This window comes from Candidatus Peregrinibacteria bacterium (assembly GCA_030700255.1).
Lineage (GTDB): Bacteria > Patescibacteriota > Gracilibacteria > UBA1369 > JABINC01 > JABINC01.
On sequence record JAUYJN010000029.1, the window covers coordinates 28,218 to 53,881 of the forward strand.

18 protein-coding genes and 1 pseudogene are annotated in these 25,664 nt (G+C 36.7%); 8 read left to right on the forward strand and 11 right to left on the reverse strand.

Going from position 1 to position 25,664, the window contains the following annotated elements; genetic code table 11:
• Positions 1-25: 25 nt before the first annotated feature.
• Positions 26-625 (reverse strand): hypothetical protein, encoded by a 600-nt coding sequence (locus tag Q8P68_03565; GenBank protein MDP4008242.1) that lies wholly within the window; start codon positions 623-625, stop codon positions 26-28.
• A gap of 15 nt (positions 626-640) precedes the next feature.
• Positions 641-5,254 (reverse strand): hypothetical protein, encoded by a 4,614-nt coding sequence (locus tag Q8P68_03570; GenBank protein ID MDP4008243.1) that lies wholly within the window; start codon positions 5,252-5,254, stop codon positions 641-643.
• Positions 5,255-5,454: 200 nt separating this feature from the next.
• Here Q8P68_03570 and tig point away from each other — a divergent pair, with 200 nt between their 5' ends.
• From tig to Q8P68_03605, 7 genes and pseudogenes are all read left to right on the forward strand, one after another.
• Complete coding sequence (tig, locus tag Q8P68_03575) at positions 5,455-6,753, forward strand: trigger factor (GenBank protein ID MDP4008244.1); 1,299 nt, start codon at positions 5,455-5,457, stop codon at positions 6,751-6,753.
• Positions 6,754-6,817: 64 nt separating this feature from the next.
• Positions 6,818-7,066 (forward strand): hypothetical protein, encoded by a 249-nt coding sequence (locus Q8P68_03580; protein ID MDP4008245.1) that lies wholly within the window; start codon positions 6,818-6,820, stop codon positions 7,064-7,066.
• A gap of 348 nt (positions 7,067-7,414) precedes the next feature.
• Positions 7,415-7,993, forward strand: a complete 579-nt coding sequence (locus Q8P68_03585; GenBank protein ID MDP4008246.1) for a winged helix-turn-helix domain-containing protein — start codon at positions 7,415-7,417, stop codon at positions 7,991-7,993.
• Between the two features lie 446 nt (positions 7,994-8,439).
• Positions 8,440-9,336, forward strand: a complete 897-nt coding sequence (locus tag Q8P68_03590; GenBank protein MDP4008247.1) for an HNH endonuclease signature motif containing protein — start codon at positions 8,440-8,442, stop codon at positions 9,334-9,336.
• A gap of 217 nt (positions 9,337-9,553) precedes the next feature.
• Positions 9,554-9,895: pseudogene (rplS, locus tag Q8P68_03595) on the forward strand (50S ribosomal protein L19).
• Between the two features lie 229 nt (positions 9,896-10,124).
• Positions 10,125-10,709 (forward strand): ribonuclease HII, encoded by a 585-nt coding sequence (locus Q8P68_03600; protein MDP4008248.1) that lies wholly within the window; start codon positions 10,125-10,127, stop codon positions 10,707-10,709.
• 23 nt (positions 10,710-10,732) lie between these two features.
• Positions 10,733-11,764 carry a polysaccharide pyruvyl transferase family protein gene (locus Q8P68_03605; protein ID MDP4008249.1) on the forward strand — a complete coding sequence of 344 codons (1,032 nt, stop codon included), beginning with the start codon at positions 10,733-10,735 and terminating at the stop codon, positions 11,762-11,764.
• A 2-nt stretch (positions 11,765-11,766) separates the two neighbouring features.
• Here the strand turns inward: Q8P68_03605 and Q8P68_03610 are convergent, their stop codons facing one another.
• The 5 genes from Q8P68_03610 to Q8P68_03630 form a co-directional block, all read right to left on the reverse strand.
• On the reverse strand, positions 11,767-12,708 hold the full coding sequence (locus Q8P68_03610; GenBank protein MDP4008250.1) for a carbohydrate kinase family protein: 942 nt from the start codon (positions 12,706-12,708) through the stop codon (positions 11,767-11,769).
• 36 nt (positions 12,709-12,744) lie between these two features.
• Complete coding sequence (gene rfbD / locus Q8P68_03615; protein ID MDP4008251.1) at positions 12,745-13,596, reverse strand: dTDP-4-dehydrorhamnose reductase; 852 nt, start codon at positions 13,594-13,596, stop codon at positions 12,745-12,747.
• A 10-nt stretch (positions 13,597-13,606) separates the two neighbouring features.
• Complete coding sequence (gene infB / locus Q8P68_03620) at positions 13,607-15,679, reverse strand: translation initiation factor IF-2 (GenBank protein ID MDP4008252.1); 2,073 nt, start codon at positions 15,677-15,679, stop codon at positions 13,607-13,609.
• Between the two features lie 172 nt (positions 15,680-15,851).
• Positions 15,852-17,036, reverse strand: a complete 1,185-nt coding sequence (locus Q8P68_03625; GenBank protein MDP4008253.1) for a hypothetical protein — start codon at positions 17,034-17,036, stop codon at positions 15,852-15,854.
• A gap of 109 nt (positions 17,037-17,145) precedes the next feature.
• Positions 17,146-17,673, reverse strand: a complete 528-nt coding sequence (locus Q8P68_03630) for a hypothetical protein (protein MDP4008254.1) — start codon at positions 17,671-17,673, stop codon at positions 17,146-17,148.
• Positions 17,674-17,800: 127 nt separating this feature from the next.
• Between Q8P68_03630 and Q8P68_03635 the strand changes: the two genes are divergently transcribed.
• Positions 17,801-20,947, forward strand: a complete 3,147-nt coding sequence (locus Q8P68_03635; protein ID MDP4008255.1) for an ATP-dependent DNA helicase — start codon at positions 17,801-17,803, stop codon at positions 20,945-20,947.
• On the opposite strand, the gene Q8P68_03640 is transcribed toward Q8P68_03635, so the two are convergent.
• The 4 genes from Q8P68_03640 to Q8P68_03655 form a co-directional block, all read right to left on the reverse strand.
• Entirely contained in the window at positions 20,944-22,104 is a 1,161-nt protein-coding gene (locus tag Q8P68_03640; GenBank protein MDP4008256.1) for a S1 RNA-binding domain-containing protein, read from the reverse strand. The genes Q8P68_03635 and Q8P68_03640 overlap by 4 nt on opposite strands.
• Before the next feature lie 104 nt (positions 22,105-22,208).
• A complete protein-coding gene (locus Q8P68_03645; protein ID MDP4008257.1) occupies positions 22,209-24,869 on the reverse strand; it encodes an ATP-dependent Clp protease ATP-binding subunit in 2,661 nt (886 codons plus the stop codon).
• 207 nt (positions 24,870-25,076) lie between these two features.
• A complete protein-coding gene (locus tag Q8P68_03650; protein ID MDP4008258.1) occupies positions 25,077-25,406 on the reverse strand; it encodes a hypothetical protein in 330 nt (109 codons plus the stop codon).
• A gap of 9 nt (positions 25,407-25,415) precedes the next feature.
• Positions 25,416-25,646 (reverse strand): hypothetical protein, encoded by a 231-nt coding sequence (locus Q8P68_03655; protein ID MDP4008259.1) that lies wholly within the window; start codon positions 25,644-25,646, stop codon positions 25,416-25,418.
• Positions 25,647-25,664: the final 18 nt, after the last annotated feature.

Below are 25,664 nucleotides of genomic sequence, written 5' to 3' on the forward strand. Positions count from 1 at the left end.
TATCTCAAGGTATCTAACTATATAGTTAGCCTCTACCCTTATCCCCATCTCTGTCTTCATCAGCTGGTGGTTTTGGCTTTTCTTTCTTTTTGCCTTTCTTTGGATCTTCTTTCTTTGGATCTTCTTTCTTCAAAACATCACCCGGATAAAAACCATCTAAAAGATTCACAACTGTACGTGCTTCATCTACATTCCTAATTTGTACATCAAGAGTATCAGATTTTGGGAAAAGACCATTCCACCAGTGCATAAATGCTTCTAGAGAAATTGACAACGCATCCATCGGATTATTAAGGTTTATTTTAGGATCAATAGCTCCATTTATATCAAGTCTTCGCAGCTTTTGAATAACAGCCATGATATTTTCAGGGGTTGCTGAGTTCAAAAACAAAGCAATTTGTATGGTATTCGCATCTGTGATACGTGTTGTATCAATTGTTATATTTGGGACTTGATCAGTGAGTAAAGCTAGTCTATCTTCATTTAAATGAAGATCATTTCTAAATGCTTCTAACTCCATGATAGGGTCGATAGTCATGTCTACCGAATTATCAGAATTGTTTTGACCTTCTAACTCAGATGCCAACTCCATCCCTGTTTTGAATTGTTTATCTCCTTCTGACATATTTGATATGTTAATTTAAGGTAATGTATTCAAAGTAGTAATCAGCCGTGAACCAATAAGATTAGAATTCAAGTTGCGTACAAAAGCATTTTCCATATTTGTATTGAGTGTTTCTAATAGCACATCTCCAGCACCGGCAGTTCCCAAAGTATTCACTACACTTGGAGCAGTATTTGTTGCAATGAACTGATCAATATAAATTGCCGCCTCGCTTTTAAAATTATTGACACCACGTCGTGGATCAGGGAAAGCAAGAGCTCCCGCTAGTCCCGGTGGGTAAAGTCCGACAGCATCAAGCGTCCTCCAAACTATGTCATAATGTTCGAAATCAAATACTCTAGCTAAAGATCCTCGTAATAGTGGCAATTCAAGGCTACCCCAACTGCCTTTGGTTGCATCATATTTACCAGCACTATCTAGGGGTAGGCTAGGTGGTGTTCCAGCTATTAACCTTGTGTCTAAAGTCCCCCAATTATGATATTGGAAACCAAATGGCTGCCATTTGATTTTTGAAAGTAATGGGGCTGTAACGAGATCTGTATGTTGTAGCCACATGCGTTGCACATCATATACTGTATTAACAAAATCAAATCTCATTCGATCATTAGTATTGGCATTTATATATTCATCAAATGTTGGCCATTCATAAGAGCCTTGCCCTAATGTTACGTCACCTCCGGAAGTTCGGATCGTATCACGACTAGGTTGCTGAGATTCATCGACAGTAATTGATCTTTCAAGGGACTGTACATCAGCTGTATCAATTTGGGCAAACATTCCCCCCATCTTGGCTTTATTAAAATGAGTTGTCATTTTCTCTACATAATAATGTAGGAATTTTTGTGCATTTGCTTTATCAGTCGGGTTTCCATTGGTTAAAACATCCATAGCAGTACGACCGGTTCTATCTTTTTTTAATGCTTGTTTTTGAAATAAGTCCATCAAATCTCTAAATGCTTCAGGTTCAAAATCATAAAATCTCTCCATACGTGATTTAAAATAGCTGTATTCAGCAATAAATTCATCTGGGTATCCCAAGGTTTCAAGTTCAAGTGCAAAATTATCAAATGTGCTGTTGTCGACCTCCTTATTAAGTGCGATGTCTCTTTGTACCTTTTCTTCAAATTTCGCTAATTCAATCAGCACATCATTTAGATTACTTAGTTGTGATTGACTCATATCTCCGCTTTCTATTTGTTGGATAAGTAAATCGCGACGTGTAGTAAGAAGATTTGTCCATTCCTCTTCACTTACAGAACCGCCATTTTTGAAATCTTTGAAGTATTTCCATGGGAATTTAAGTGGGAATAAATTTTTGAACCATCTTTCATTCATCTCACTCGCAAGACTTATCATGTTGTCAAACCTAGTATTTACAACATCAGTAAGTACATCTCTCCATGCATTCTCTTTTTCTGAAGTCGTATAACCTTTAACATCAAATGTGAATACTAACTCAGAATTAGCTCCGGCCCATCCGCTAGATGTGGAAGCTACCTTATCTCTAGATGCCGCATCACGTACTTCAATACCTTGTTGAGGTGTACCTCCTGTAACATCAGTGAATTCACCTTTGAATGTAACAGTTCTACTAGTTCCACGTGTCACAATACCATTAATTGAAGTAGCTGTACCATCTTTGATTTGTGACCAGTTTTCTATTTCAATATCATCGGTTGCAAATGGAAAATGATAAGAACGCAATATCCATGATTTGAAATTATCCTTTTCTATTTTTTCAGTTAATTTGGTTAGAGAACCAGCTGTATCAAGAGCTGCCTTCTCTTTATCCCAATATTTATCATTTTGATAAAATCTAATACCAAAGGTAGCCTTATCCAAAGGCCCATATGGTTTTATATATATATTATGGAAACTAGTAGGGATTGTTAGGGTATGTTTCATATCATCAGCATTAATCTCAATCGGCTTCGGCTCAACCTTAAATCCTGGTACCATCCATTTCATCTCTGATTGATTCCATTCAAGTGTCTTTGAAGCTTGGTGATAGAAATCCTCCATAAGCTTCTTGTCCTCAGCATTGTCTTTTATCTGAGGCATAGTTTTGAGAGCAGTATCACGTACAAGCCCTTTTGCAAATCCCATGATTTCTTCAGGATTATTTTCACCAAAGTGGAAAATCTTTTCAGATCCATCTACATTATAAAATACAAAACCATCTATTCGCTCTCCAGGCTTGTAATCTTGTACCTTTGTACCATATAAAAATCTTACTTTTGTCATTACTCCACCTGGAAGTGTGACGATATTTTCAGTTTTATTCGGCATTCCTATATCAAACCCATAGTCTGCACTAGGCAGGATTTCCCTCAAATAATTAACTAATCTATATTTATTACCACCTATCCAATTACCTATATATCCATGCAATCTATCAATAACTTTACCTCCAAGTGAAGTAGCTCCATCAAATCCATGTCCAAACATATTTGCTAAATAATAAAAAGGTTGTTTCTGTGCACGCGAATCATTATTTACAGAAACCAAAAGTTTAGTTACCTCAAGCATAGTCATCCCAGCTAAAGCGACAATGCCTTTATCATTCTCATATTCATCGATAAATTTACCATATCTTCTGTCAAACATAGCCATGGCTTCATAAAACGCCTGATCATTATCCATTCCCTCTATAAGATTAGGATTCAGAACCCCAGGAATATTTAATTTTTTTGGTTTCGCACTAGACTTTTTAACTTGCTGGTATCTGTCCCACAATTCCATAAAAGGAATATCCTTGGTTACACCAATAAGTATCTCAAAATTCTCAATTTCTTTTTCATTTGTAGCATAATCAGAGAAAATTCTTCTTAGATTATCATCTAATCTATGTGCATCCATACTTGTTAATTTTTCTACTTCTTCAATTGGACTTTTTCCGGTTAAGGCTTTGACCCATAAATCACCTCCATACACTCCATAAATTCCAAGACCTCCATATATCATAGCCTTTCTAAAGGCTCCCATTTTCGGATTTTTACTTGTAAGAACCCATCCAAGTACGCCAATACCTGCAACAAGTGCGGCAATACCTTTGTTTGGGTCTTTTGCAAAGGCAGTTTCAACACCATATCTTATCCTTCTAAGTTTTCCTTTTATTTGACGTCCAATATGCTGCCTTGGTCGCATCTCTCGTCTTTCATCAACTGCTCCAAGTACAGATTCACCAAGTTGCATTTGAATACGTACTTTTTCTTGTAAAGTTTTAACTGTAAGTGCTATGTGTGCCAACTCATCGGCAGCTTGCATCAATTCAGCTTCAGTTGGCATGTTCTGCGCATGACCTTTTAAAACTTCATTTTGCATGAATTTAAGGTCAAATTTATTTGGATCATAGTTGGCTGCATTAAGCAAAGCTTGAGTAGTTAACCCTGTTCCATGGAAATTTTTATCTTGTAATTGCACAATAAGTCTTTGTTCTTGCGCCGAAAGGTTCTCAGATTGCACTGCCAATTGAAAAACACGCCTATCTATTGCTGCTAATCTGTCAGTAGATAGTCTAGTTTTATCTACAGGCCCACCATTATCAAAATATGGCTTTAATTCTTGTAAATATGTAAGTGCATCTTTAAGTTTTTGTTCGTCAGGTGTTAGAAATGCTTGAGCTTTGAGGCCTTCAAGTTCTCTGAATAGCCCTGATGTCATCCCACGAGGTGAATTAAAAAGAAGGCTATACACTTCAATCATATGTTCATCATTCGATGTATACGCTGTGATATTTGTTTCTAGAGTAGTCTTTCGTACAATAATGGCATCTAGCTCAGTTTGAATCGTTGGTTTGTCGGAAGCCTCTGCAGCGGTTAATTTGTCCTTTAATTCTTGTTCGCTTTTTAATACTGAACCCATCTCTGCCGTTGCATCACTTTTAGCTTGTTTTTTAGCTGTTAAAGCTTGGTATTCAGCTTTAAGAGTATCAAAAGTAGCTTGGCCATTGGTTGGATCTTTATCTAATAAGTAATCTTTGAGATCTTTTTTCTTTGTACCTCTAGATTCTTCAGTTCTATCATCATTTGCAGTAAAAGGACCAACGATTTGTAGATCTCTAAGTGCGAAAAGTAATTCTTCTTTTTCCTTTTGTTCTAGTTCCGATCCAAGGAATTTTCCAGTAAGTGCCCCTGAGAATTCATCTTCAAGTTCTTTGAAAACTAGATTTAAGTCTTCCGTCATACGGCTACCATTCTGAATAAGCTTCAAGGTTCGAAGTAAAAGATTTTGGTAAGTGCTTAACTCTGCTTCTCGTGACAGTTGTCTAACGAGGAATTGAGCAACATCTTTAGGATTCATAGCTTGCTTTGCAGAAAGCTTTTCATTGCCGGCCCAAGTAAGCAAGCCGTTATAGCTATAAGAAAAGTTTTTAGAACCAATTGATTCCCCATATTTGTCAGCAGCAGATTCTATAGAGCCACGATCTTGACCGTCCATATGAGAAATAGCTCTTCCACCTGGACTGTACGGAGTATGGTCATCATGTACTTCATTACCTGTGCCTGCAGCAAACCAAACCCTCTTCCCAAACTCTCTCTCAAATTCAAAAGAGCCGGTATGAGATAGGCGGCCTGATCTATCGAAACCGTCTTCGAACGCCGAATTTTGGAATATTTTTGGTGTCATGACCTTTTTTAAATCTTTACATTATACCGTAAAACAACCATCTGTTCAGTCAAAACTAGTGGACTAAACTAGTGGAATATTGGTTAATATACTAAGGGTGATTTACAGGCGAGTTCGATTTGGGTAGGCTACCTTCGTTGCAAATCTAAGTGAATTCATGCAAACTACGATTTAAATCAATAAAAATTAATTCAAAACATATGGCAAATGAAGTGACTATTAAGAAAATCAAGGATTCTCAGGCTGAAATTAATGTAAAAGTAAGCGTTGCTGAGTTTAAGAAATACAAAGAAAAGTCTCTGAAAGAGCTTGGTAGAAACGTGAAGATCAAAGGTTTTCGCGCAGGGCATGTACCGCATGATGTACTTGAAAAACATGTTAGCAAAGAAGGTATCCTCGGTCTTGCAATTGATATGGCGCTTACTGCTTCATACCGTGAAGCTATTATTGAGCACAAAGTTGAGGTGATGAGTCGGCCAAATGTGAAAATCGAATCGGAAGATCCACTTGAATATACAGTTACTGTAGCGATCAAGCCCGATGCGAAGGTAAAAGATTACAAGAAGATCAAAGTAGATATAAAAGAACAAAAAGTAAGCAAAAAAGAAATCGAGGAAACTGTGCAAGATCTTCTAAAAGGGAAGGGGGAATGGCACGACACGGATAGAAATGCGAAATCCGGGGATAGGGTAGAGGTTGATTTTCAGGGGTATGATGGGACCAAAGTCGCAGAAGGTAAGGAAGTGCCAAATACTAAGAGTACAAACCATCCATTGATTCTTGGTTCAAATTCATTTGTTCCGGGTTTTGAAGATGCGATTCAAGGCATGAAAGTAGGGGATACAAAGGAATTTACTGTTACTTTCCCAAAAGATTATCACGTAGATGATTTCAAAAATAAAAAAGTTACATTCAAAGCGAACCTCAAACGTTTGGAAGAGCAAAAACTTCCGGAGTACAATGATGAATTTATAAAAGAAGCTACAAATGGCTTAAAAACCAATAAAAAAGATTTTGAGATTTACGTAGAAGAAGTGCTTTCAGATAAGAAAAAAGATGATGCCAAAGGCAAGGCCGAAGGTGAGCTTATCGAGAAAATCCTAAAAGCGACTGAGGTAGAAATCGCTCCACAGCTCATCGAACAAGAGACTGAGGTGATATTTAATGATTACAAACGTCAGATAGAATCAAAGGGTATAACTTTTGAGAAACATCTTGAGATGTCAAAGGCTGATCCGGAAGCTATGAAAAAAGAAATGGCAAAAGAGGCGGGGAAACGAGTAAAAATGCGCTTCGCACTTGATTACATCATAGAACAAGAGAAGTTTGACGTGACAGAAAAAGAAGTGGAAAAGGAAATAGAAATGATCACATCACGTTATCCTGCAGGAGAGCATTCAAAAATAGCGGAACACTACAAAAAAGACTCTGATAACTTTATCAGACTCAAAAACATGCTAGTTGTTGGAAAGGTATTTGAAATGTACTTTGCTAAGTAGTTTGATTTCAGAGCGAACTTTGATATACTCTTTTTAAAAGAAAAATAAATTATAACATTTTACGATGCTTAAATACTTATATCTTGTTGGCGCGCTCATCACAACGGTGATAATTTTCGTGATAGCATTTGAAAACATACAAGCTCTTTGCGTGGACATGGTGATTTTTTTCACCCCAGTTAGTTCAAGTACCACGCCAACCATTTTAATTTTCTGGGTTTCAGCTTTTGGTATACTATGTGGATTCTTCTATCATGGCCTGATACATTCCATGTTTGAGAAAAAGGACGATGATGAAGAAGACGATTACTAAGAAAATTTGAACTAAATACTTATAAACAGCCTTGATTTTAAGGCTGTTTTTTTTGCCTAAAAATATATTTATAAAAATCCCTCATTTAATGTATAAAAAAGTTGTACACGAGTATATATTTTATTAAAAAAATGGCTCGTTTTCATAAAGTGAAGTGCTGGATTGTTGTTTTATATAAAGGAATCCAGCGTTCGTGAACAAATTATTTGTAAAAAGGTATTGCAATTTATTTCGAAAAGATTTAAAGTAGCTCTGCTGTACAAATTATGTGTACTCATAGTACGGATTTGAACATCTCTTTTGCTCACATTCAACCTTACCCCCTACTTACCTCACCCACTTAGTAGAATGGAAATATTAAAAGCGCTTTTCACATCGCGTACTCGAGTTAAACTTCTGACTATTTTTATGCAGAATCCGGACGGTGAGTTCTTTATAAGGGAACTTACCAGAATACTGGATGAGCAAATAAATTCTGTGAGAAGGGAGCTTGATAGTTTGCGAAAAACAGGGTTGCTTCGTTCTAGGACTAAGAATAGAAAGAAATTCTACACTGTTAACAAGAATTTCATTCTTTTTAATGAGCTTCATTCTATGATTATGAAGAGTTTAAGCTCAAAAGAGGGCTTAGTTAAGAAAATTGGCAAGTTGGGAGATATCGAATTCCTACTTCTTTCCGGAGCTTTCCTGGGAAGGAATTCAAATTGCGATCTGTTACTTGTAGGTAAAGTGAATAAATCTGAATTGGAAAAACTTTTAGATGAAGAAGGTGATACTAAGGAACCTATAAAGTTTAGTATCATGAGTAAAGAAGACTTCTTGTATAGAATCAAATGTAATGATAAGTTTATAAAGGATTTAGTACAAGATTCTACAAATATAGTCGGTATCAACAAACTTGCAAAACATATTGAATCGGTAGAGTAAGCGCAGTAAATGACAAATCATTCAAAGTAACGGAAAAATATTGCTCTCTCTCCAGAATATTTTTCCGTTTTTTTTGGATCAACGGATTTTTTCTATGAGAAAATTTTGGAGTGACGGAAGTGTGGTGGGATTGATCGTTTGCAGAGAAGTTTTTAGCCGCTTTTTTACGATTTTTCGCAGCATTGGTATGAAATATTTCATATATATATAGCTATAACATCGCCAATAAGTAAGTTAGTTTTTTTTCTGTATGGCATATTATTCACTACGACACACTTTAAGGGTAAGCTAATACTCACTATGTAATATTTGGGTTTTTGTGCAAGTTAAAGTTGTAGTTTTTGGCTTAAAGCTAGCCTTTTTTGGCATTTAAGGCTTGACCCAAAATGGTGAGTGAATGGTATTATTTTTTTGTAAAAACAGCTTTATTTTTTAATCAAAAAACCATGGGAAATATAACAAAGTTTACAGATAGAAAATTACTTTATCTTTGTAAAGAATATGGTGATCAAACGCTACTTTGGCGACGAAAGTTCATCGGGCTTTTGCCGGAAGTAAATAGAAGAGGGTTGTATGAACGGAAGGGGTTCTCATCAATTGTTGAATTTGGCAAACGCATGGCAGGTTTGAGCGAAGCTCAAATCCGCCTCGCTATAAACCTCGAAAAACGTTTTGAAGACAAGCCAGTCCTCAAATCGATGCTAGTGGCTGGCGAGGTCAGCATCAATAAACTAGCTCGTGTCGTTTCACTCGCAAGTTCAGAAAATGAAGAATTGCTGGCGCAGAGCGCAAAGGTTTTGTCAAAGTCTTCACTTGAAGTTTTTGTAAGAGATATACGACTTGCAAGAAATAACGGCGTTGAGAATAGCCAGACCTTGCAAAATCAAAACGGCTTGTTTGAGCCGCAAATCGAACCAAAAAGTCTGCCCGGGCATACTTTAAATTTATCAAATGAAGTGGTTGGAAAGCTGCTTGATCTTCAAAATAAGGGCATAGATTTGAATAAAATTCTTCTTGAATTACTTAAGAAACATGATGAGGGGATTATTGAAAATAAGGCGAAAGAAAGCGAAAAAACGCTTGCTAAAGAGGAAAAAAGAAAGGCAGATGGCAAAGGCTCATCGAAGTATATGAGCGTCGGAATCAAAGAGGTGCTGAAAGCGGAATTTGGAGATCGATGTTCGGTCAAAGGTTGCGTAAGGGAGGCTAAACAGGTGCACCATAAAATACCGTTTTCGATTTCTGGCAGCAATGATCCGAGTATGCTCGTTCCACTTTGTCGCGAGCACCATGATATAGTGCATTCGATAAATTCGAAATATATTGAGAAAAAGCTAGGATAAAAATAAGTAAAAATACGCGCATTTAAGTTTTAAAAAGCTGAGCTGAAATATGTAAAGCGAATGCTAGCAAGTATAAAAAAAACGCCGTGAATCAAACTACGTTTATAATTATCAACTATTTATTCATAGAAATTTTCCGTTGATCGTTTTTTTGCTTGCATGTTCAATTTCACGTCTATATAATCGGCCTGCTTTAAATTTTGACGTACACAAAAAAATGAATCAAATACTAACGAAAAAAATAAGTCTGAGTTCTCTTAAGTCAAACGTGCCTGACCTTCGTCCAGGACACACCGTTCGTGTATCTCAAAAGATCAAAGAAGGAGATAAAGAACGTTTACAAATTTTTGAAGGATTGATAATCAAGGTAAGTAGTGGACATGGGGTAAATAAGACATTTACAGTACGTAAGATAGTTAGCGGAGTTGGTGTTGAGAAGATCTTCCCACTTCATTCAACTACTATAAGTAAAATCGAAGTTGTTAAAAAAGCGAAAGTTAGAAGAGCTAAGCTTTATTACATGAGAGATCTAACAGGTAAAAGCGCTCGTCTAAAAGAAACTTACTATGGAGAGAATGATGAGATGGCAATGGATTCATCTGCACACGAAGAAGATATTTTAGAAGAAGAACCGGTCATAGAGGAAGAGGTGGTTGCTGAAGAGAAGGCTGAAGAAGCTCCAGCGGAAGCTGAAGAAAAAGAAGAGGTTGTGGAAGAAGAAAAGGCAGAGGAAGTTGTAGAGGAAGCACCTGCGGTAGAGGCTACTGAAGAAGAGAAGAAGGAAGACAATGCCTAAGGTGTTGTTTGAAGCCGGTATCGATGAGGCGGGTAGGGGCCCATGGGCAGGTCCACTTTTTGCTGCATGTGTTATTTTGCCAGCAAATCACGGCATAAAAGGCTTGGATGATTCAAAAAAGTTATCAGAAGCCGCTCGTGAAAGGCTTTATCCGGAGATTACGGATAAGACTTATTTTTATATAGCAAAATGTTCTGAGAAATTTATAGATAAACATGGCCTGCGCAAGGCCTGTAAATCCGTTTTCAAAAAAGCATACAAAGGACTTTTGTCTAAATATAAAGAGATTTCGATCAGTGAGCTATTGATAGATGGGCGTGACAACTTTGAATTTGATATAAAGGCTACATATATTATCAAAGGAGATAGTAAAATCCCTTGTATTTCAGCAGCTTCTATCTTGGCAAAGGTGTCGCGTGATCATTATATGCAAAAAATGCACAAAAAGTACCCTGAATACGACTTTTTGAGTCATAAGGGGTATGGAACAAGAACTCATAAAAAACTACTTGAGAAGCACGGTATATGCGAAATTCATAGAAAGACCTACAAACCTATCGCAGACATGCTAAAATAGTAGCAATTATTCATATATAGAATATGGGAAATTACATTGTTTGTGGTAACTATGGGGCGAATAACATTGGAGATGAAGCAATTCTTGAAGGTTTGTTATACGTGTTAAAACAATCTGATTCTGACGCGAAATTTATAGTGATGAGTGGTAATCCGGAGGAAACAAAAGATATCCATGGGGTTGAAGCGGTTAAATTCTTCCCATCAGGACTTAGATCACTACTGAATTTCGCTACAATTAAGGCTACTTTAAACGCATATAAAAAATCTGACACATTCGTACTTGGTGGAGGAGGGCTGTTTACTGACCATAGTTCTCTCAAAGCAGTCTGGATATGGTTTATACAAACGCTCCTTGCAAAGATATACGGCAAGAAAATAGTAATGATAGGCCAATCAGTAGGGCCTTTGGATTCAAAAATAGCCAGATTTATTACTAAGACAGTTTTTTCATGGGCGAGCTCAATATCTGTAAGGGATGAATCTTCAAAAAAAGTATTATCTGACATTGGTGTGAATTTAGAAGTCGAGATGAGAGGTGACTTGGCTATGAATTTAACTGAAATTTATAAGGATATTTTACTAGAGAAAAAGACTGCACAACTTGATCAGAAAACTTACTCGGTGGTCAATTTAAAATACATAGGTCGAACAAATAATGTGTACGAGCAAGAGGTGGTTAAATTCATTGAGTTCTTGATTAATCAAAGTACACAAGAGGTTTACCTTAAGCCATTTGGGGCTGGGCAAATTTCTGACGAGAAATACTTGAACAAATTAATTGTACAATATAACTTGGATAAAAATAAGGTTCATGTACATACTGATTACTCACTTAAAGGCACATTAAAATTACTCACAAACGCAGAATTTGTACTGGGTATGAGGCTACATTCTTTGATTCTTTCAAGGGTATGTAGAGTGCCATTTATCGGATTAAATTATCATGATAAAGTGAGAGATTATTTTAAGAATTCATCTCAAATATTAGATCTCGACAAAATAACTTACGAAAAATTACGTAGTTGCTATGAGGAAGTAATAAAAGATAAATAATTTTATTCTTCTAAATTCACTTCTTTATTGAAAGCTTTTTTTAAGCGTTCGTTAAATTCTTCAAGTTCGAAGTAATGATTTTGAGTTCCATATTCTTCTATGGCAAAGCTTGCTATAGTTGCTGCCATTTGCCCTGTTAATTCCCAGTCAAAACCACAGATCATTCCGGATATTATGCCCGCTCTATACGCATCCCCAACGCCTGTTGGATCAACGACTTCTTTTGGCTTAGCAATACCTATATGTATATGTTTACCAAGATTGAAAATATCCGATCCTTTTGCTCCTCTTGTGATTATAAGAGTTGGGATTTTTTGGATCAATTCAAGGTCAGAAAGACCTGTTTTTTGTTTTATAATATCAAATTCATAAGAATTCACTATAACAACTTGCGCTCTTCTCATACCGTGGAGTAATTCTTCCTTTAATAAGGCTGTGACTTGCTGCCCCGGATCAAATATAAAAGGTGTGTTTTCTTCACAATAATTAACTGCTTGCATCATCCAATCAACATCTTCCGGGGATATAATTGCCAAATTATATGTAGATGAAGCATGGGGTTTAAATTTATCATCCTTCTTCATAGCTCCCGGATAAAAAGATGTAATCTGGTTACCGGCAGAATCTGATGTTATGTAGGCAATAGCTGTATCCAGATCATCATGAATATGAATATGGTCTGTATTGATACCATTTTCCGTAAGCCATTCTTCATAATCACCAAAATCTCTACCGGCACGACCTATCAAATCCGTATCCTCACCAAGTAAACTTAAATTATATGCAATATTACCACCACAACCACCAAATTCTTTTTCTTTCGTATCAATCAAAAAAGAAACATTAAGATGATCCAATTTCCCTTGGATTAGATGGTCTGTAAATTTCCCTTCATGGGTCATTATGATGTCGTATGCGAGCGAACCTGTAACGAGTATAGCCATGGTATTTATACTAAAAAGTAGATGGATTTAAGTGAGCTATCTGTAATTTTCAAGATAATCTTTTACGGCCTCTTGCCATGAACGGAGGAGTGGCCCTTTGTTGTTCTTTAAAATTGAATACTTTGGTCTTTTGGCCGGTCGCGGAAATTCAGAACTATCGATAGGATGAACCGGAGTCAATATAGATGAATACTCAAAAATCTTACACGTGTACTCATACCATGTGCAATCATCATTATTTGTAAGATGATAAATTCCAAATGGATATTTACCACCTGTATCTTCAAGTAATTTTATAGTGGCTTCCGCAAGATCAATAGTGAAAGTAGGGCTGCCATGCTGATCATTTACAACGGAAATAGAATCTTTTTCTTTGGAAAGCCGAAGCATAGTTTCTACAAAATTCGGCCCCCCTGGCCCATATAGCCAGGCAGTTCTAATTATATAATACTTACCTTTATTTTCACCGAGTATATTTTCAATCTCTTCTTCTCCTTTTGCTTTAGATAAACCATAAGCATTTATCGGGTCACGCAAATCATCTTCATTGTAACTCTCCTTTGAACCATCAAATACATAATCAGTACTGTAATGAATAAGTAATACTTTGTTTTCCAAGGCGGCTTTCGCAAGGTTTTGTACGCCATGCGCATTTATATTGAGAGCAATATCAATTTCCTCTTCAGCCTTGTCTACAGCTGTATATGCCGCACAGTTCAAAACGACGTCCGGTTTGAATTCATCAAAGATTTTCTTCACAGAAGACTCATCGGTAATATCACATACATCTTTATCACACGCATAAATCTCAGCATTATGAAGAGCTTGGAGTTTGTTTTTTAAAGCGTAAGCGAGCATGCCATTGCCACCTGTAATAAGAAATTTCATAGGTTACAGGTTAAGCCTCTTCTAGGGTTCTCATACGTGTTTCAATCTTATACGCCTTGAGTATATCGCCCATTTCTACTTTGATCTTACTCTCTAATTTGATCCCACATTCATGCCCGGAAGTAACTTCATCCACAACCTTATCTGTTTTTTGTAAGCTGGTAACTATACCATCGCCAATATGCTCTCCATTTCTTTCTATACGTACTTTAGCTCGTTTTTGCATTATACCGGAAGTCACTTTACCACCAATAATCATATCTTTTTTCTTAGTATAGAAAATACCTCTAATCTCTAAATCTCCAAGTGCGACTTCTATTATCTCAGGTTCAAGTAAACCTGATAATAGTTTCTTAACCTCATCTAAAAGATTGTAAATAATGTCATATTTAAGAATCTGCACATTTTCTTGCTCTGCAATTCGGTCTACCTGAGCAGTTGTGTTTACATGGAAGCAAAGTATAACAGCGTGACTTGCCGCACACATATTTACATCTGACTCAGTTACATTACCAACTCCAGAGTGAATTATACGAATTCCAACATCTTTTCCTGTTATTTTAGCCAAACTCTCAGCAATTGCCTCAATCGAACCTTGTGTATCAGCTTTGAGAACTACTTTTAATGTTTTAAGTTTTCCGGATTTAATATGAGATATTAGAGTCTCCATAGATATACCCATAGATCCGGCTATACGAGCTCTTTCAATTTGTTCGATTGAAGTTGCCTTCATCCTTGCTTCTCTTTCTCCTTGTACAACTTGTAAGATATCACCACTTTGAGGTGCTTTAGATAGTCCTGAAATTTGCGCAGTATCCGATGGTAATAACATTTTTAATTTCTTGCCTCTGTGATCTTTCATAGTTTTAACACGACCATATGCACTACCTATAATTATAGAATCCATAACCTTAAGTGTACCTGTATTTATCAGCACGGTTGCAACAGGGCCGAGATTCAAGTCCAAATGAGCCTCAATAACAGTACCGACAGCCGGTCTATCCGGATTTGCCTTCATGTCTTCGATATCAGCAGTAAGTAGGATCATTTCAAGTAATTGATCGATTCCGTCCCCTGTCATAGCAGAAACAGGAACGGTAATAGTTTTCCCTCCCCAATCTTCCGGCTGTAAACCGTTTTCAGTAAGTCCACCTTTTACTTTTTCCAGATTTACATTTGGTTTGTCCATTTTTGTGATAGCCACAATAATAGGAACATTCGCTTCTTTGGCATGATTTATAGCTTCAACTGTCTGTGGCTTGATACCTTCGTCTCCGGCTACAACTAGAATCGCAATATCAGTTACTTTGGCACCGCGAGCACGCATAGCAGTAAATGCCTCATGCCCCGGAGTGTCCAAAAATGTAATTTTACGATCATTCTTTACAACTTGATATGCACCAATATGCTGCGTAATACCGCCGGCTTCGCCGGCTACCACGTTTGTCTCGCGTATATAGTCCAATAATTTTGTCTTACCATGATCAACGTGCCCCATAATTGTAACAACGGGTGGTCTGGAAGAAAGCTTTGATTTATCAGGTTCATCTAGAAGTTTTTCCAAATTACCTTTCATAACATCTTCAATATTAACTTCTCCACGTTTACGATCTAATTGCACACCAAATCCATCAGCCAATATTTCAAGCGTATCAAAATCAATTTGTTGATTTATATTTGCCAGAACACCATTCTTCATCAATTCACCAATAATTTTCGCAGGACTTATACCTGTTTTTTCCGCAAATTCTTTGACAGATATAGTATCACCAATTTCAATTGTATTTGGTCTTTCTTGTACGCTTTCATCTTCACCTTTTCTCTCTTTTTTCTTTTTTTCCTTACCGGCCATCTGTTTACGCTGACTTTTAACCAATTCTTTATCCATCTCTTTGGCCGTGAGCTCATCATACATCCCGACTATATCTCCATCAGATTTCAATTCTTCCTCAACCAAATCAGCAATATCTTCCTCAAGGCCCTTAACCTCATCATACTCAAAACCAAGATCATCCAGCTTTATTTTGAGTTCGGCTGCATTGATACCTATACGTTTCGCAAGACTTTCTAGAGTGACAAACATAAATTCCAACTGATTAAAGAGCGACCGCAGTCTACAAGAAAGTGACTCTTTATACAAAGGAAAAATGCAGATTCCTTGCGAATAACAAAAATAAATGCTACAATTATATAATTTGTATAGCGTAAAAGCTAGAATTCCCCCATAGAACCTATTTTCTGGACAGACCTATTTATCAGTCAAGCAAGCTACTTTGAACATTTACAAGATCTTCCGTAGCCACTTCAGGTTCTTTTGGCTCAACTAAGCCTTTGATTTGCTTTATTTGCTCCTCAGGATTTTGGATGAATCGTTTTAAATCGTTTGGTTTGAGATTTTCGACTCTCATTTTCTTCTTTGTAGTCTCAATATCTCCTCTTATGTCATTGCTCAAAGTGCCTTTTTGATGCATAACTTTCAAGCCTTCTACAGTTGTAAGCAAATTAATCGCATTTTGACGGCTGATATGTTGATCGTAAGTCGCTATCAAATTAACAATATTTTCTCTTTCTTTTGGGTCGAAGCTCTCTGCAAGGTCATAGTTCATAACTCGCTTAAAACTCGATAATATCGCTTCGAACGCCTCTATAGGTAAAGCAAAAAATGAATAACCTTCTTCATAGAAATGAGTTTTCTTCAAATTATCAAATTCGATAGTTGGAACGATGAAAAACACAGTATTATAAATTTCTTCTTCATTTTTTGATCCTTTAATTTTTTTTACAGTTTTCTTAACTTGATCATTTAGATAATTTTGTAAACTTGCCGATCTAGACATCTTCGCATCAAATATTATATATTGCCCAAGGAATTCAACCAAGAAATCCGGCTTAAGCCCGCCATCAAATGAATCGGGTAGGGTGGTGTTTCCATAAAAAGCAAATCCTAACTCAGGCTTTTGACAAACCTCTTTCATAGCAGATAAACAAGCATTTTCATGTTCATTCCATATTCTATCTCTTTCCCTTTCTTCATCCTCCATCCTCTCGATGTCTTCACGACGAATACGCACCTTCTCATCCTCAAGCGCCTTCCGAGCCTCTTCCAGATCAGTAACTTTCTTTGAAAATTCTTTTGTACGAGCCTCTTCTTCACTCTCAAAACGAGTTAATTTTTTCGCAGTTTCTTGCAGCTTTTCATCCAAAGTTTGGCTTTTCTCTTTGAGTGAAGTCAGATGAACAAACATCTCTTTACCCTTACCGGAAAGCTCATCTCTTTCAGACTCAGCCTTTTTTAAGCTAACTTCAAGATCAGTCATCTTCTCACGATATTTATCTTCAAATTCTTGCTTTAGATTTACATCTTCTATCTTCGCCTTAGTCTTATCCCAAACGATAAATCCGATAAGTCCCAAAAGTGCCAGTAAAGTAACATATTCCATCAGTAAATTGGTTATTGAAGCAGCAGAATTCTACCACGAAGATATATAAAAGTAAGGTGAGTATAATTGCACCCTCGATCTATGGCAATAGATTTTTTTATTAGCCAATTTAACAAAAGCCATCTTTCTCTAATTCTTTCTGACTTTTGATCTTTGACCCTTCTTTATCAATGTTTTCATCATAGTTACCATCTTCTATCCTATCAGTTCCCTCAGAATCAGCTTTGCTTGTATAGCATTGAGCAACTCCAAGTGCAGCAGCAGCTAGAGTACCTAAAATAGCAAGCATTATAGCTTTACGTTTACTGCCATAAATTTCCATTAATTTACTTTTGAAACTTTTACGTTCAATCAATTGACCTTCCCCCATTTTTCTTGTTTTCATATTAAAAGGGTACTCAATGAACTCGCAATCTGATATTGGTATAATAATAGTAACATTTGGATGTTCACTACCAAGATACCAATCTTCAATCTCTTCATCGCAATAAGTAACTTGCCAATTTCCACCATCAAGTATCACTATAGAAAGATCCCCATCATCACTTGTAATTACACAATCTTTTGGAGCTTGCTCCAAGGTTTGAGGAGTTATCAATGCTTCTGATAGACCCAATTCGTCATCTATTCCAGCCATGAGAATCTATTTAATAAATAGCCTAGTTACCATTGAAGCATATTTTGAGATAAAGTCAATGACTGGTTCACATTGCATTCAGACTTTCATCTCATATACTATGAACTACCCTAAGTGATATAAGGAAATGACAACAATCTTCCAACAACGTCTCGAAAAATTAAATCCTGAGCAGCGCAAAGCTGTGGAGGCTATTGAAGGTCCGGTTATGGTTATTGCGGGGCCCGGGACGGGTAAAACTGAGGTTTTGTCGGCGAGGATTGCGAATATCTTGCAATCAACAGATGCAGGGCCACATAACATATTATGTCTCACCTTTACTGATGCCGGCACTATTGCTATGAGAAAGCGCCTGCTTGAGTTTATAGGGCCGGAGGCCTACAAAGTTAACATCTATACATTCCATGCGTTCTGCAACGACGTAATTCAAGAAAATCTGGATTATTTTGAAAAAAGAGAATTATCTCTGGTGTCTGAGCTGGAAGTTGTACAATTTTTAGAAAAATTAATAGATAAATTCCAACCTGATCATCCTCTTTATCATGTATCGAGTTATTATGAAGTAGGGAGATTGAAGGATCTTTTTCAAACCATGAAAGCGGAAAATTGGACAACTTCTGACGTCATCGCTGCCTCTGATGAATATTTAAAAAACCTCCCGAACGATCCGGAATTTCAATACAAAAGAGCGAATTCTTCAAAAGGAGTCAAAGTCGGAGATCCGAATGACCGCCTAATATCGCCTGAAATAGAAAAAATCGAAAAACTCAAAGCCGGCGCAAAAGAATTTGATAATTATCAGAAATTTTTAAATGACAAAGAAAGATACGATTATCAAGATATGATCGCTTGGATCGTAAAAGCATTCAAAGAAGATGAAAACATGCTCGCAACATACCAAGAGAGGTTTTTATATATTTTGGTTGATGAATATCAAGATACAAATGGAGCCCAAAATGAAATTATAAATCTACTTACTAACTTCTGGGACAGTCCAAATATATTTATAGTTGGTGACGATGATCAGTCTATTTATCGTTTTCAGGGAGCCAATCTTCGTAATATTATGAGTTTTTATCATACTCATCCAACTAGCGAAAAAGTGATGATTACACAAAACTATCGTTCATCTCAAAACATCCTGAATTCGGCAATGTCCTTGATAGAAGGAAATAATGAAAGACTTATAAATGAGATCCCGGGACTTGAAAAAAACTTAACAGCTTCAAATGCAGAGCTTGCAGGTTCAGAAACAAAAACTAGGGTTTTTGAATATTACAATACAGCGCATGAAGAGGCGGGAATCGTTGAAATTATAGAAAAACTTCATAAATCAAATATTGATTTAAATGAAGTTGCAATAATCTACAGTCAGCATAGGCAAGCCTATAATATAATTAAGTTACTCGAACAAAAGAAAATACCACTAAACGTAAAAGAATCCACGAATATCTTAGATCTTCCTTTCGCCAAAACGATAATAAACATACTGACATATATCGCTGGAGAATTTGAGAATCCATATTCTATGGAAAGCGTACTTTTTCATATTTTACATTATGATTTTTTCAAGATTTCTGTGAGGGACATAGCTATGTTATCAGCAAAACTTAGGCAGCTTGAGAGCGAGCACAGGGCTCAAAAAAAATCAGCAAATTTGATGCAATTACCAACCCTTGAGCCGAAACTTCGTGAACTTATCACAGATGAAGCGACTATAAGAGATTTGATCTCAATTGATTCTCAAGAGAAATTATTGAAACTCGGGGAAGGTTTGAACAAATGGATAAGAAATATACCTCACATGACTCTACAAGAATTAATAGAGACTATTTTTTCAGAAGGTGGGATTCTCGAATATGTTATGAACGCCGAAGACAAAGTTTGGCATATGAGAATACTCACGACATTCTTTGATTTTATCAAAGAAGAATCACGTAAAAATCCAAACACAAGTTTAAAAGACTTATTACAGATGCTAAAAAAGATGGAAGAACATGGTATCTCCTTACCACTTGCCAAAATGACTTTCGCAAAAAATGGAGTGAACTTTATAACCGCTCATTCATCCAAAGGACTTGAATTCAAATACGTATTTATAATAGGTTGTCAGAAAAAAATATGGGACTCCTCCAGAGCAAACCGAGGCTCTTTCTCTTTTCCAAACACTTTAACGTTATCCAACACCGGAGATGACACAGAGGAGGCGCGAAGACTTTTTTACGTAGCAATGACGCGTGCCAAAAAGCATTTAGTGATCAGTTATTCTGCAAGGGATATGAATGATAAAGATATCGAGATGAGTCAATTTGTCGCAGAAGTTATCGAAAATAGTAAAAAACATGCTCTAGATATACATATTGAGCCCTGCGCTCTCTCAGATGAAAGTATGATGAGTTATTACTCATTTCTTATGAGCAGTCAGCAGGTCAAAAACAACGACATAATAGAAGAACAATACATAACCGACCTTCTCAAAGATTATAAACTTTCACCAACTCATTTGAACAAATATCTAGAGTGCCCTATAGCATTTTATTTTGAAAATGTACTCAGAGTACCGCGCCCACTAAATGAATATATGGCTTTTGGTAATTCTATTCACTATGCGCTTGAACACTTCTTCAAAAACACAAAAAAGCATGGCAGTTTTGATAATTTGGATAGATTGATACAGTATTTCACTTATTATATGGATTTAAATCGCTCATCTTTCACTGAAATTCAATTTGAAAAACGATCTGCATATGGAGCAAAGGTACTTGAAGAATATTTCAACCACTACAAATCATCATGGACTCCAAATGTAAGAGTTGAGTACAATGTATGGCAGGCTCAGATTGATGGCGTACCGATTACCGGAAAGATAGATAAGATCGAATTCGAAAATACGGAGGCGAATATTGTAGATTACAAAACCGGACAATATTCGAACTCAATACAAAATCTCAAAGCTCCATCAGAGGCGGAACCTCTAGGTGGGAATTATTGGCGCCAGATCGTATTTTACAAAATTCTCACAGATTCAGACAAAAAAGAATCATGGAATATGACATCAGGTGAAATGGATTTCGTAGAAAGAGATTCAAAATCAGGCGAATTCAAAAAAGTAAAAATGGAAGTAAGCCACGAAGATGTCGAAATCGTCAAAGCCCAAATAAAAGACACATACACAAAGATAATGAATCATCAATTCTCGCAAGGCTGCGGCAAAGAAGACTGCCAATGGTGCAACTTCGTAAAACAAGAATATAGAGTAGGGGCTTCGAATTAAGCAGCAGCTTCTTCTTCAACTTTAACTACAGCTAGTGCTTCGACTTCTCCACTTATAGCTTTTTTTGCAGTTTCTTCACGAACTGAAAGTGCAATTCTATGTTCGTTTTGATCTACAGCGATTACCCATGCTTCGATTTTTTCACCTGCCTTGAATACAGTTATAGGATCTCTTGAATCTCCGGCATCTTCATATAATTCAGATATATGTATAAGTCCGTTAATTTGATCGTTTAGAGCTACAAATACTCCAAATGGAGTAACTTTGTTTACAACTGCTGTAACTTTTTGTCCAAGTGGGAAGTCTTTTTCGATATTCTCCCATGGATTTGAAGTAAGTCTCTTCATAGAGAGAGAAATCTTACCGTTTTCGATACCGATAACCATAACCTCAACTTCTTCTCCAACTTTTCCATAGTTACGAGTGTCTTTACAGTGACCCCATTCGATTTCAGATACATGGACTAGCCCTTCTACCTGACCGAATGTAACGAATATACCGAATGCAACTATACCGGATATTCTACCTTTGATCTTTTGACCAATTGCAAGTTTATCAAGTGTATCGCTTCTATCTCCTTGGAATGCGGCTTTTTCAGATAAAATCAATTTACCATTTTCTTTATCAAGGTTAAGGATCTTAACTTCCAATTCAACACCCATAAGTTCTTTCAGTTTAGTAAGGATTTGGTTCGCATCAGCTCCATTTACACGTGGGTAATGAAGAGGGGATAGTTGAGATACCGGTATAAATCCTTTAATTCCATCAAGATCAAGTAGTAGACCACCTTTGTTAGCCTCAGTTGGTTTAACTTTGATCGCTTCATCTTTTGAATACGCATCGATGAATTTCTTCCATGTTTTCTCCTGACTTGCTTTACGGAAAGAAAGAACTACGAAACCTTCTTCATTTTCTTCTTCAAGTACTGCAGCGATAACAGTATCACCAGGTTTTAAACCTTTTGCAGTATCAAATGCATCTTTTGATTCTTTACCGGAAATACTTCCTGTTAAAGTCCCATTAAGATCAACTAATATACAGTTTTTCTGTATAGAAATAACGGCACCTTCGATAAGTTCTCCAGGTACCACCTTAAAAGGTGAGAAATCTTTGAGTAGCTCATCCATTGCATGGGGAGCTTGTTTTGTTGCAGCCATAAGCTTATTTTGCGACTTTCTTAAAATATAATAGCTCTTAAACTACGTGTCGCATATAGCAAAAAGCAGAGGGATTCTACTGTCTGAGCCTCAAAATTGCAAGCTTACTTTTTTGCAGCTACTGTAGCTTTGGCGGTGCTTAGTGTGATTTTTTCCTTTGTTAATCCAATATTTATCGTGTCGCCTTCTTTGATTTTGCCATCTATCCAAAGGTCAGAGAATTGGTCTTCGATAATTTCTTGGAGTTTGCGGCGGACGGGACGTGCGCCGTACTCAGGATCATAACTTACGTTCGCCAAGTGTTCTAAAGCTTTATCACTTACATTGAAATGAATATTTTTTTCAGACAAACGCTCTTCGATCTGAGCTATGTGTAATTTCACTATTTGTTTGATCTGATCGTGAGTAAGCGGTCTAAATACAAGAACTCCATCCAAACGATTGATAAATTCAGGTTTGAAATGTTCCTTCATCTTCTCAAGTACTTGAGCTTTTTTCTCCTCATAAGCTTCTTCAGCTTCATTTAACTCATCTTTACTGAGTGAGAATCCGATTTTTGCAGCTTTGTTAGTCAATTCTTCAGATCCAATATTTGAAGTCATGATTATAATTGTATTTTTGAAATCCACTTTACGTCCTTTACCATCTGTAAGTTCACCATCTTCCATGATTTGAAGAAGAATATTGAAAACATCAGGATGAGCTTTTTCTACTTCATCAAATAAGACGATAGAGTAGGGTTGTTTACGAATTTTTTCAGTAAGCTGACCTCCTTCCTCATATCCAACATAACCGGCTGTAGTACCGGTAAGACGTGAAGTATTATGACGTTCCATAAATTCAGACATATCTATCTTTATGAGAGCATGCTCATTGTCATAAACTTGCTTAGCAAGTTGTTTTACAAGCTCCGTCTTACCAACTCCGGTTGGCCCCATGAACATAAACGCACCAATTGGTCTTTTGTGATTACCAATACCTGTACGAGAGCGACGTATCGCTTGAGCAACACCGTGAATAGCCTCTTCTTGACCTATTATAACGCTACCAAGTTTCTCTTCGAGATTCTTTAGCTTTTTCGCATCTTCTTGCAATAATTTTGAGACCGGTATACCGGTCATTCTTTCAATAACTTTTGCAACATCGTCAGCATCTATACTCTCACGTTGGCTACGTGGGATTTTAACTCGTTTCGCTTCATTGATTTCTTCCATAAGCTTAAGTTCCTGCGAACGAAGCTGCGCTGCGGCTTCATATTCTTGGTTTGAAACAGCGATTTCTTTATCTTTATTGATTTTCTTAAGATCTTTTTGCAATCCTTTTATAGAATTTGATTGTTGAGGACTCTTGATAACTTTAAGAGCCGCAGCTTCATCGACAAGATCGATTGCTTTATCAGGCAAAAATCTATCATTGATATATCTATGAGAAAGAGTAACTGCGCTTTCAAGAGCGTCATCAGTTATAAGCAAGTTATGATGATCTTCAAAACTCTCACGAAGACCTCTAAGAATCTCAAGTGAATCTTCGGCATTTGGTTCTCCAACTACAATTGGCTGGAATCTACGTTCAAGAGCGGTATCCGGTTCAATATGTTTTGAGTAATCATTAAGCGTTGTCGCTCCAATCATTTGAATTTTTGAACGAGAAAGTGCCGGCTTCAATATATTTGCGGCATCCAAACTTCCTTCCGCTGATCCCGCTCCAACTACAGTATGTAGCTCATCTATAAATAGAATTACATTATCAAGCGTAGTCGCTTCATCAATAATTTGTTTAATTCGTTCTTCGAATTCCCCACGATATTTTGTACCTGCTACGACTGAGGCCATAGATAATGAAAGAATTTTTTTGTCTAACATAGAAGTTGGCACTTCTTCATTGACAATCGCGTAAGCTAGTCCTTCAGCAACAGCTGTTTTACCAACTCCGGGCTCACCTATAAGTACCGGGTTATTCTTTGTTTTACGTTGTAATATACTTACCATTCTCTCTATTTCAGAGCTTCGCCCAATAACCGGCCCAAGCTTTCCTTCACGACATTCTTTTGTCATATCCGTTGTGAAGTAATCAAGGGCAGGAGTGGCAGTTCCTTTTTGCTGAGTATCAGCAGGTTTATTCGCAGCCTTTTCGTAAGCTTCTTGCGGCTCGTTGTTATTCGCCTGCAATACCCCATGAAGTCCACTCAAGAAGAATTCCAAAGGATTCATGCCATTTTTCTGCATATCAGCAGGATTACCGGCAGAGCTTCGTTTACCACCACCGGCAGTTTTATTCATATCACCGGTCATTGCTCCGGCAGGAGATTTTAAATTATCAAAAGTTTCAGCGATCTTACCTTTTATATCATTAGTTGAAACCTTCATATTTTCCAATATAACTGTAGCAGCTGTATTTTCTTGGCTAACGACTGCAAAAAGCAGGTGTTCAGTCCCAACGAATGAATGCTCATGTTCATGAGCACATTTTACTGCATCCTCAATAACTTTTTTAGCAAAACCGGAAAGCCCCCCTTGCTGTCCAGGTTTCATTTGAGTACTTGTGACACGTCCAACTGACTTAAGAACAAGTTCTACATTACCAAGTGAAACACCAAATTCATTTAGAATAGATGCTCCAAGCGATGATTGCTGACTGAGCACACCAATAAGTAGGTGTTCCGTACCTACATATGAAGATGTCATTTGCTTAGCTGTCTCTTGCGCGACCATCAAAGCCTGCTTAGCCTCTTTGGTAAACTTTTCGAAACGTCCTTCGGATGTCATTTTTATTTTGTATTAAGGGATGAAAATATTGAAGTAGCTTCATTCTACCTCATTTTGCGCTTTTTTTTAAGTTCTCATGCCAATTCTTCGCTTTACTTTTTACCTCTAATATCCTGCAATATATTAAACGGAGTAGTGGCCAATGTATTACATAGCAAATTGGCACTCTAGATTATAGAGTGCCAACCGCATTATTGCAACGAAAAATTATCGAATTAATTCCTCAATTATTTTATCAAAATGATACTGCAACTGATTTTCACTTATACTTTCTTCTTGATTTTTACTATAGATGCAGAGTGGAGCTAAAAGATCTTTGTTTACATATACATAAATATAGCACCTTAAACTTCCGGATTTACCTTTATTTTGATCGGAGCTTTTTATTCTCACTTTATAAATCGATTTCCCGATGTGAATTTCATTTTTGAAATCAATGGTTTTTATCTTCAAAAGCAAATCCTCTTTTGCGTGAGGGAATCTTTTCATCAATTTTTTTAATTGATGTTTAAAATGATTGGCAAAAAAAGGCTTCATGAAAATTCCTTATATGTCTGACAGTTGCTCTTCGGCTGAAGGAAGTGTATCGGTATCGATTTTATCGAGTAACTTATTGAGAATGTTGATTGAATTATCAAGAGAGTTTTTTTTGGTCAAAAAATAGTATTTGATAAGAAAAGTAAACGTGGCGGTACGATTTCCCAATCCCTCTTCCTCTTGAATCAAATCAAGTTCTTGCGGAATTTTTTCATTTACTTTGAATAGTATTGAACTCATATACTTTATATTACATTC

What these genes read in the sequence shown, in the direction of transcription:
- Q8P68_03630 (MDP4008254.1), bottom strand. Translation starts at nt 17,673, where the DNA reads ATGGCTGGAATAGATGACGAATTGGGTCTATCAGAAGCATTGATAACT.
- tig (MDP4008244.1), top strand. Translation starts at nt 5,455, where the DNA reads ATGGCAAATGAAGTGACTATTAAGAAAATCAAGGATTCTCAGGCTGAA.
- rfbD (MDP4008251.1), bottom strand. Translation starts at nt 13,596, where the DNA reads ATGAAATTTCTTATTACAGGTGGCAATGGCATGCTCGCTTACGCTTTA.
- Q8P68_03625 (MDP4008253.1), bottom strand. Translation starts at nt 17,036, where the DNA reads ATGGAATATGTTACTTTACTGGCACTTTTGGGACTTATCGGATTTATC.
- Q8P68_03600 (MDP4008248.1), top strand. Translation starts at nt 10,125, where the DNA reads ATGCCTAAGGTGTTGTTTGAAGCCGGTATCGATGAGGCGGGTAGGGGC.
- Q8P68_03570 (MDP4008243.1), bottom strand. Translation starts at nt 5,254, where the DNA reads ATGACACCAAAAATATTCCAAAATTCGGCGTTCGAAGACGGTTTCGAT.
- Q8P68_03655 (MDP4008259.1), bottom strand. Translation starts at nt 25,646, where the DNA reads ATGAGTTCAATACTATTCAAAGTAAATGAAAAAATTCCGCAAGAACTT.
- Q8P68_03580 (MDP4008245.1), top strand. Translation starts at nt 6,818, where the DNA reads ATGCTTAAATACTTATATCTTGTTGGCGCGCTCATCACAACGGTGATA.
- Q8P68_03585 (MDP4008246.1), top strand. Translation starts at nt 7,415, where the DNA reads ATGGAAATATTAAAAGCGCTTTTCACATCGCGTACTCGAGTTAAACTT.
- Q8P68_03590 (MDP4008247.1), top strand. Translation starts at nt 8,440, where the DNA reads ATGGGAAATATAACAAAGTTTACAGATAGAAAATTACTTTATCTTTGT.
- Q8P68_03650 (MDP4008258.1), bottom strand. Translation starts at nt 25,406, where the DNA reads ATGAAGCCTTTTTTTGCCAATCATTTTAAACATCAATTAAAAAAATTG.
- Q8P68_03605 (MDP4008249.1), top strand. Translation starts at nt 10,733, where the DNA reads ATGGGAAATTACATTGTTTGTGGTAACTATGGGGCGAATAACATTGGA.
- Q8P68_03610 (MDP4008250.1), bottom strand. Translation starts at nt 12,708, where the DNA reads ATGGCTATACTCGTTACAGGTTCGCTCGCATACGACATCATAATGACC.
- Q8P68_03635 (MDP4008255.1), top strand. Translation starts at nt 17,801, where the DNA reads ATGACAACAATCTTCCAACAACGTCTCGAAAAATTAAATCCTGAGCAG.
- Q8P68_03565 (MDP4008242.1), bottom strand. Translation starts at nt 625, where the DNA reads ATGTCAGAAGGAGATAAACAATTCAAAACAGGGATGGAGTTGGCATCT.
- infB (MDP4008252.1), bottom strand. Translation starts at nt 15,679, where the DNA reads ATGTTTGTCACTCTAGAAAGTCTTGCGAAACGTATAGGTATCAATGCA.
- Q8P68_03640 (MDP4008256.1), bottom strand. Translation starts at nt 22,104, where the DNA reads ATGGCTGCAACAAAACAAGCTCCCCATGCAATGGATGAGCTACTCAAA.
- Q8P68_03645 (MDP4008257.1), bottom strand. Translation starts at nt 24,869, where the DNA reads ATGACATCCGAAGGACGTTTCGAAAAGTTTACCAAAGAGGCTAAGCAG.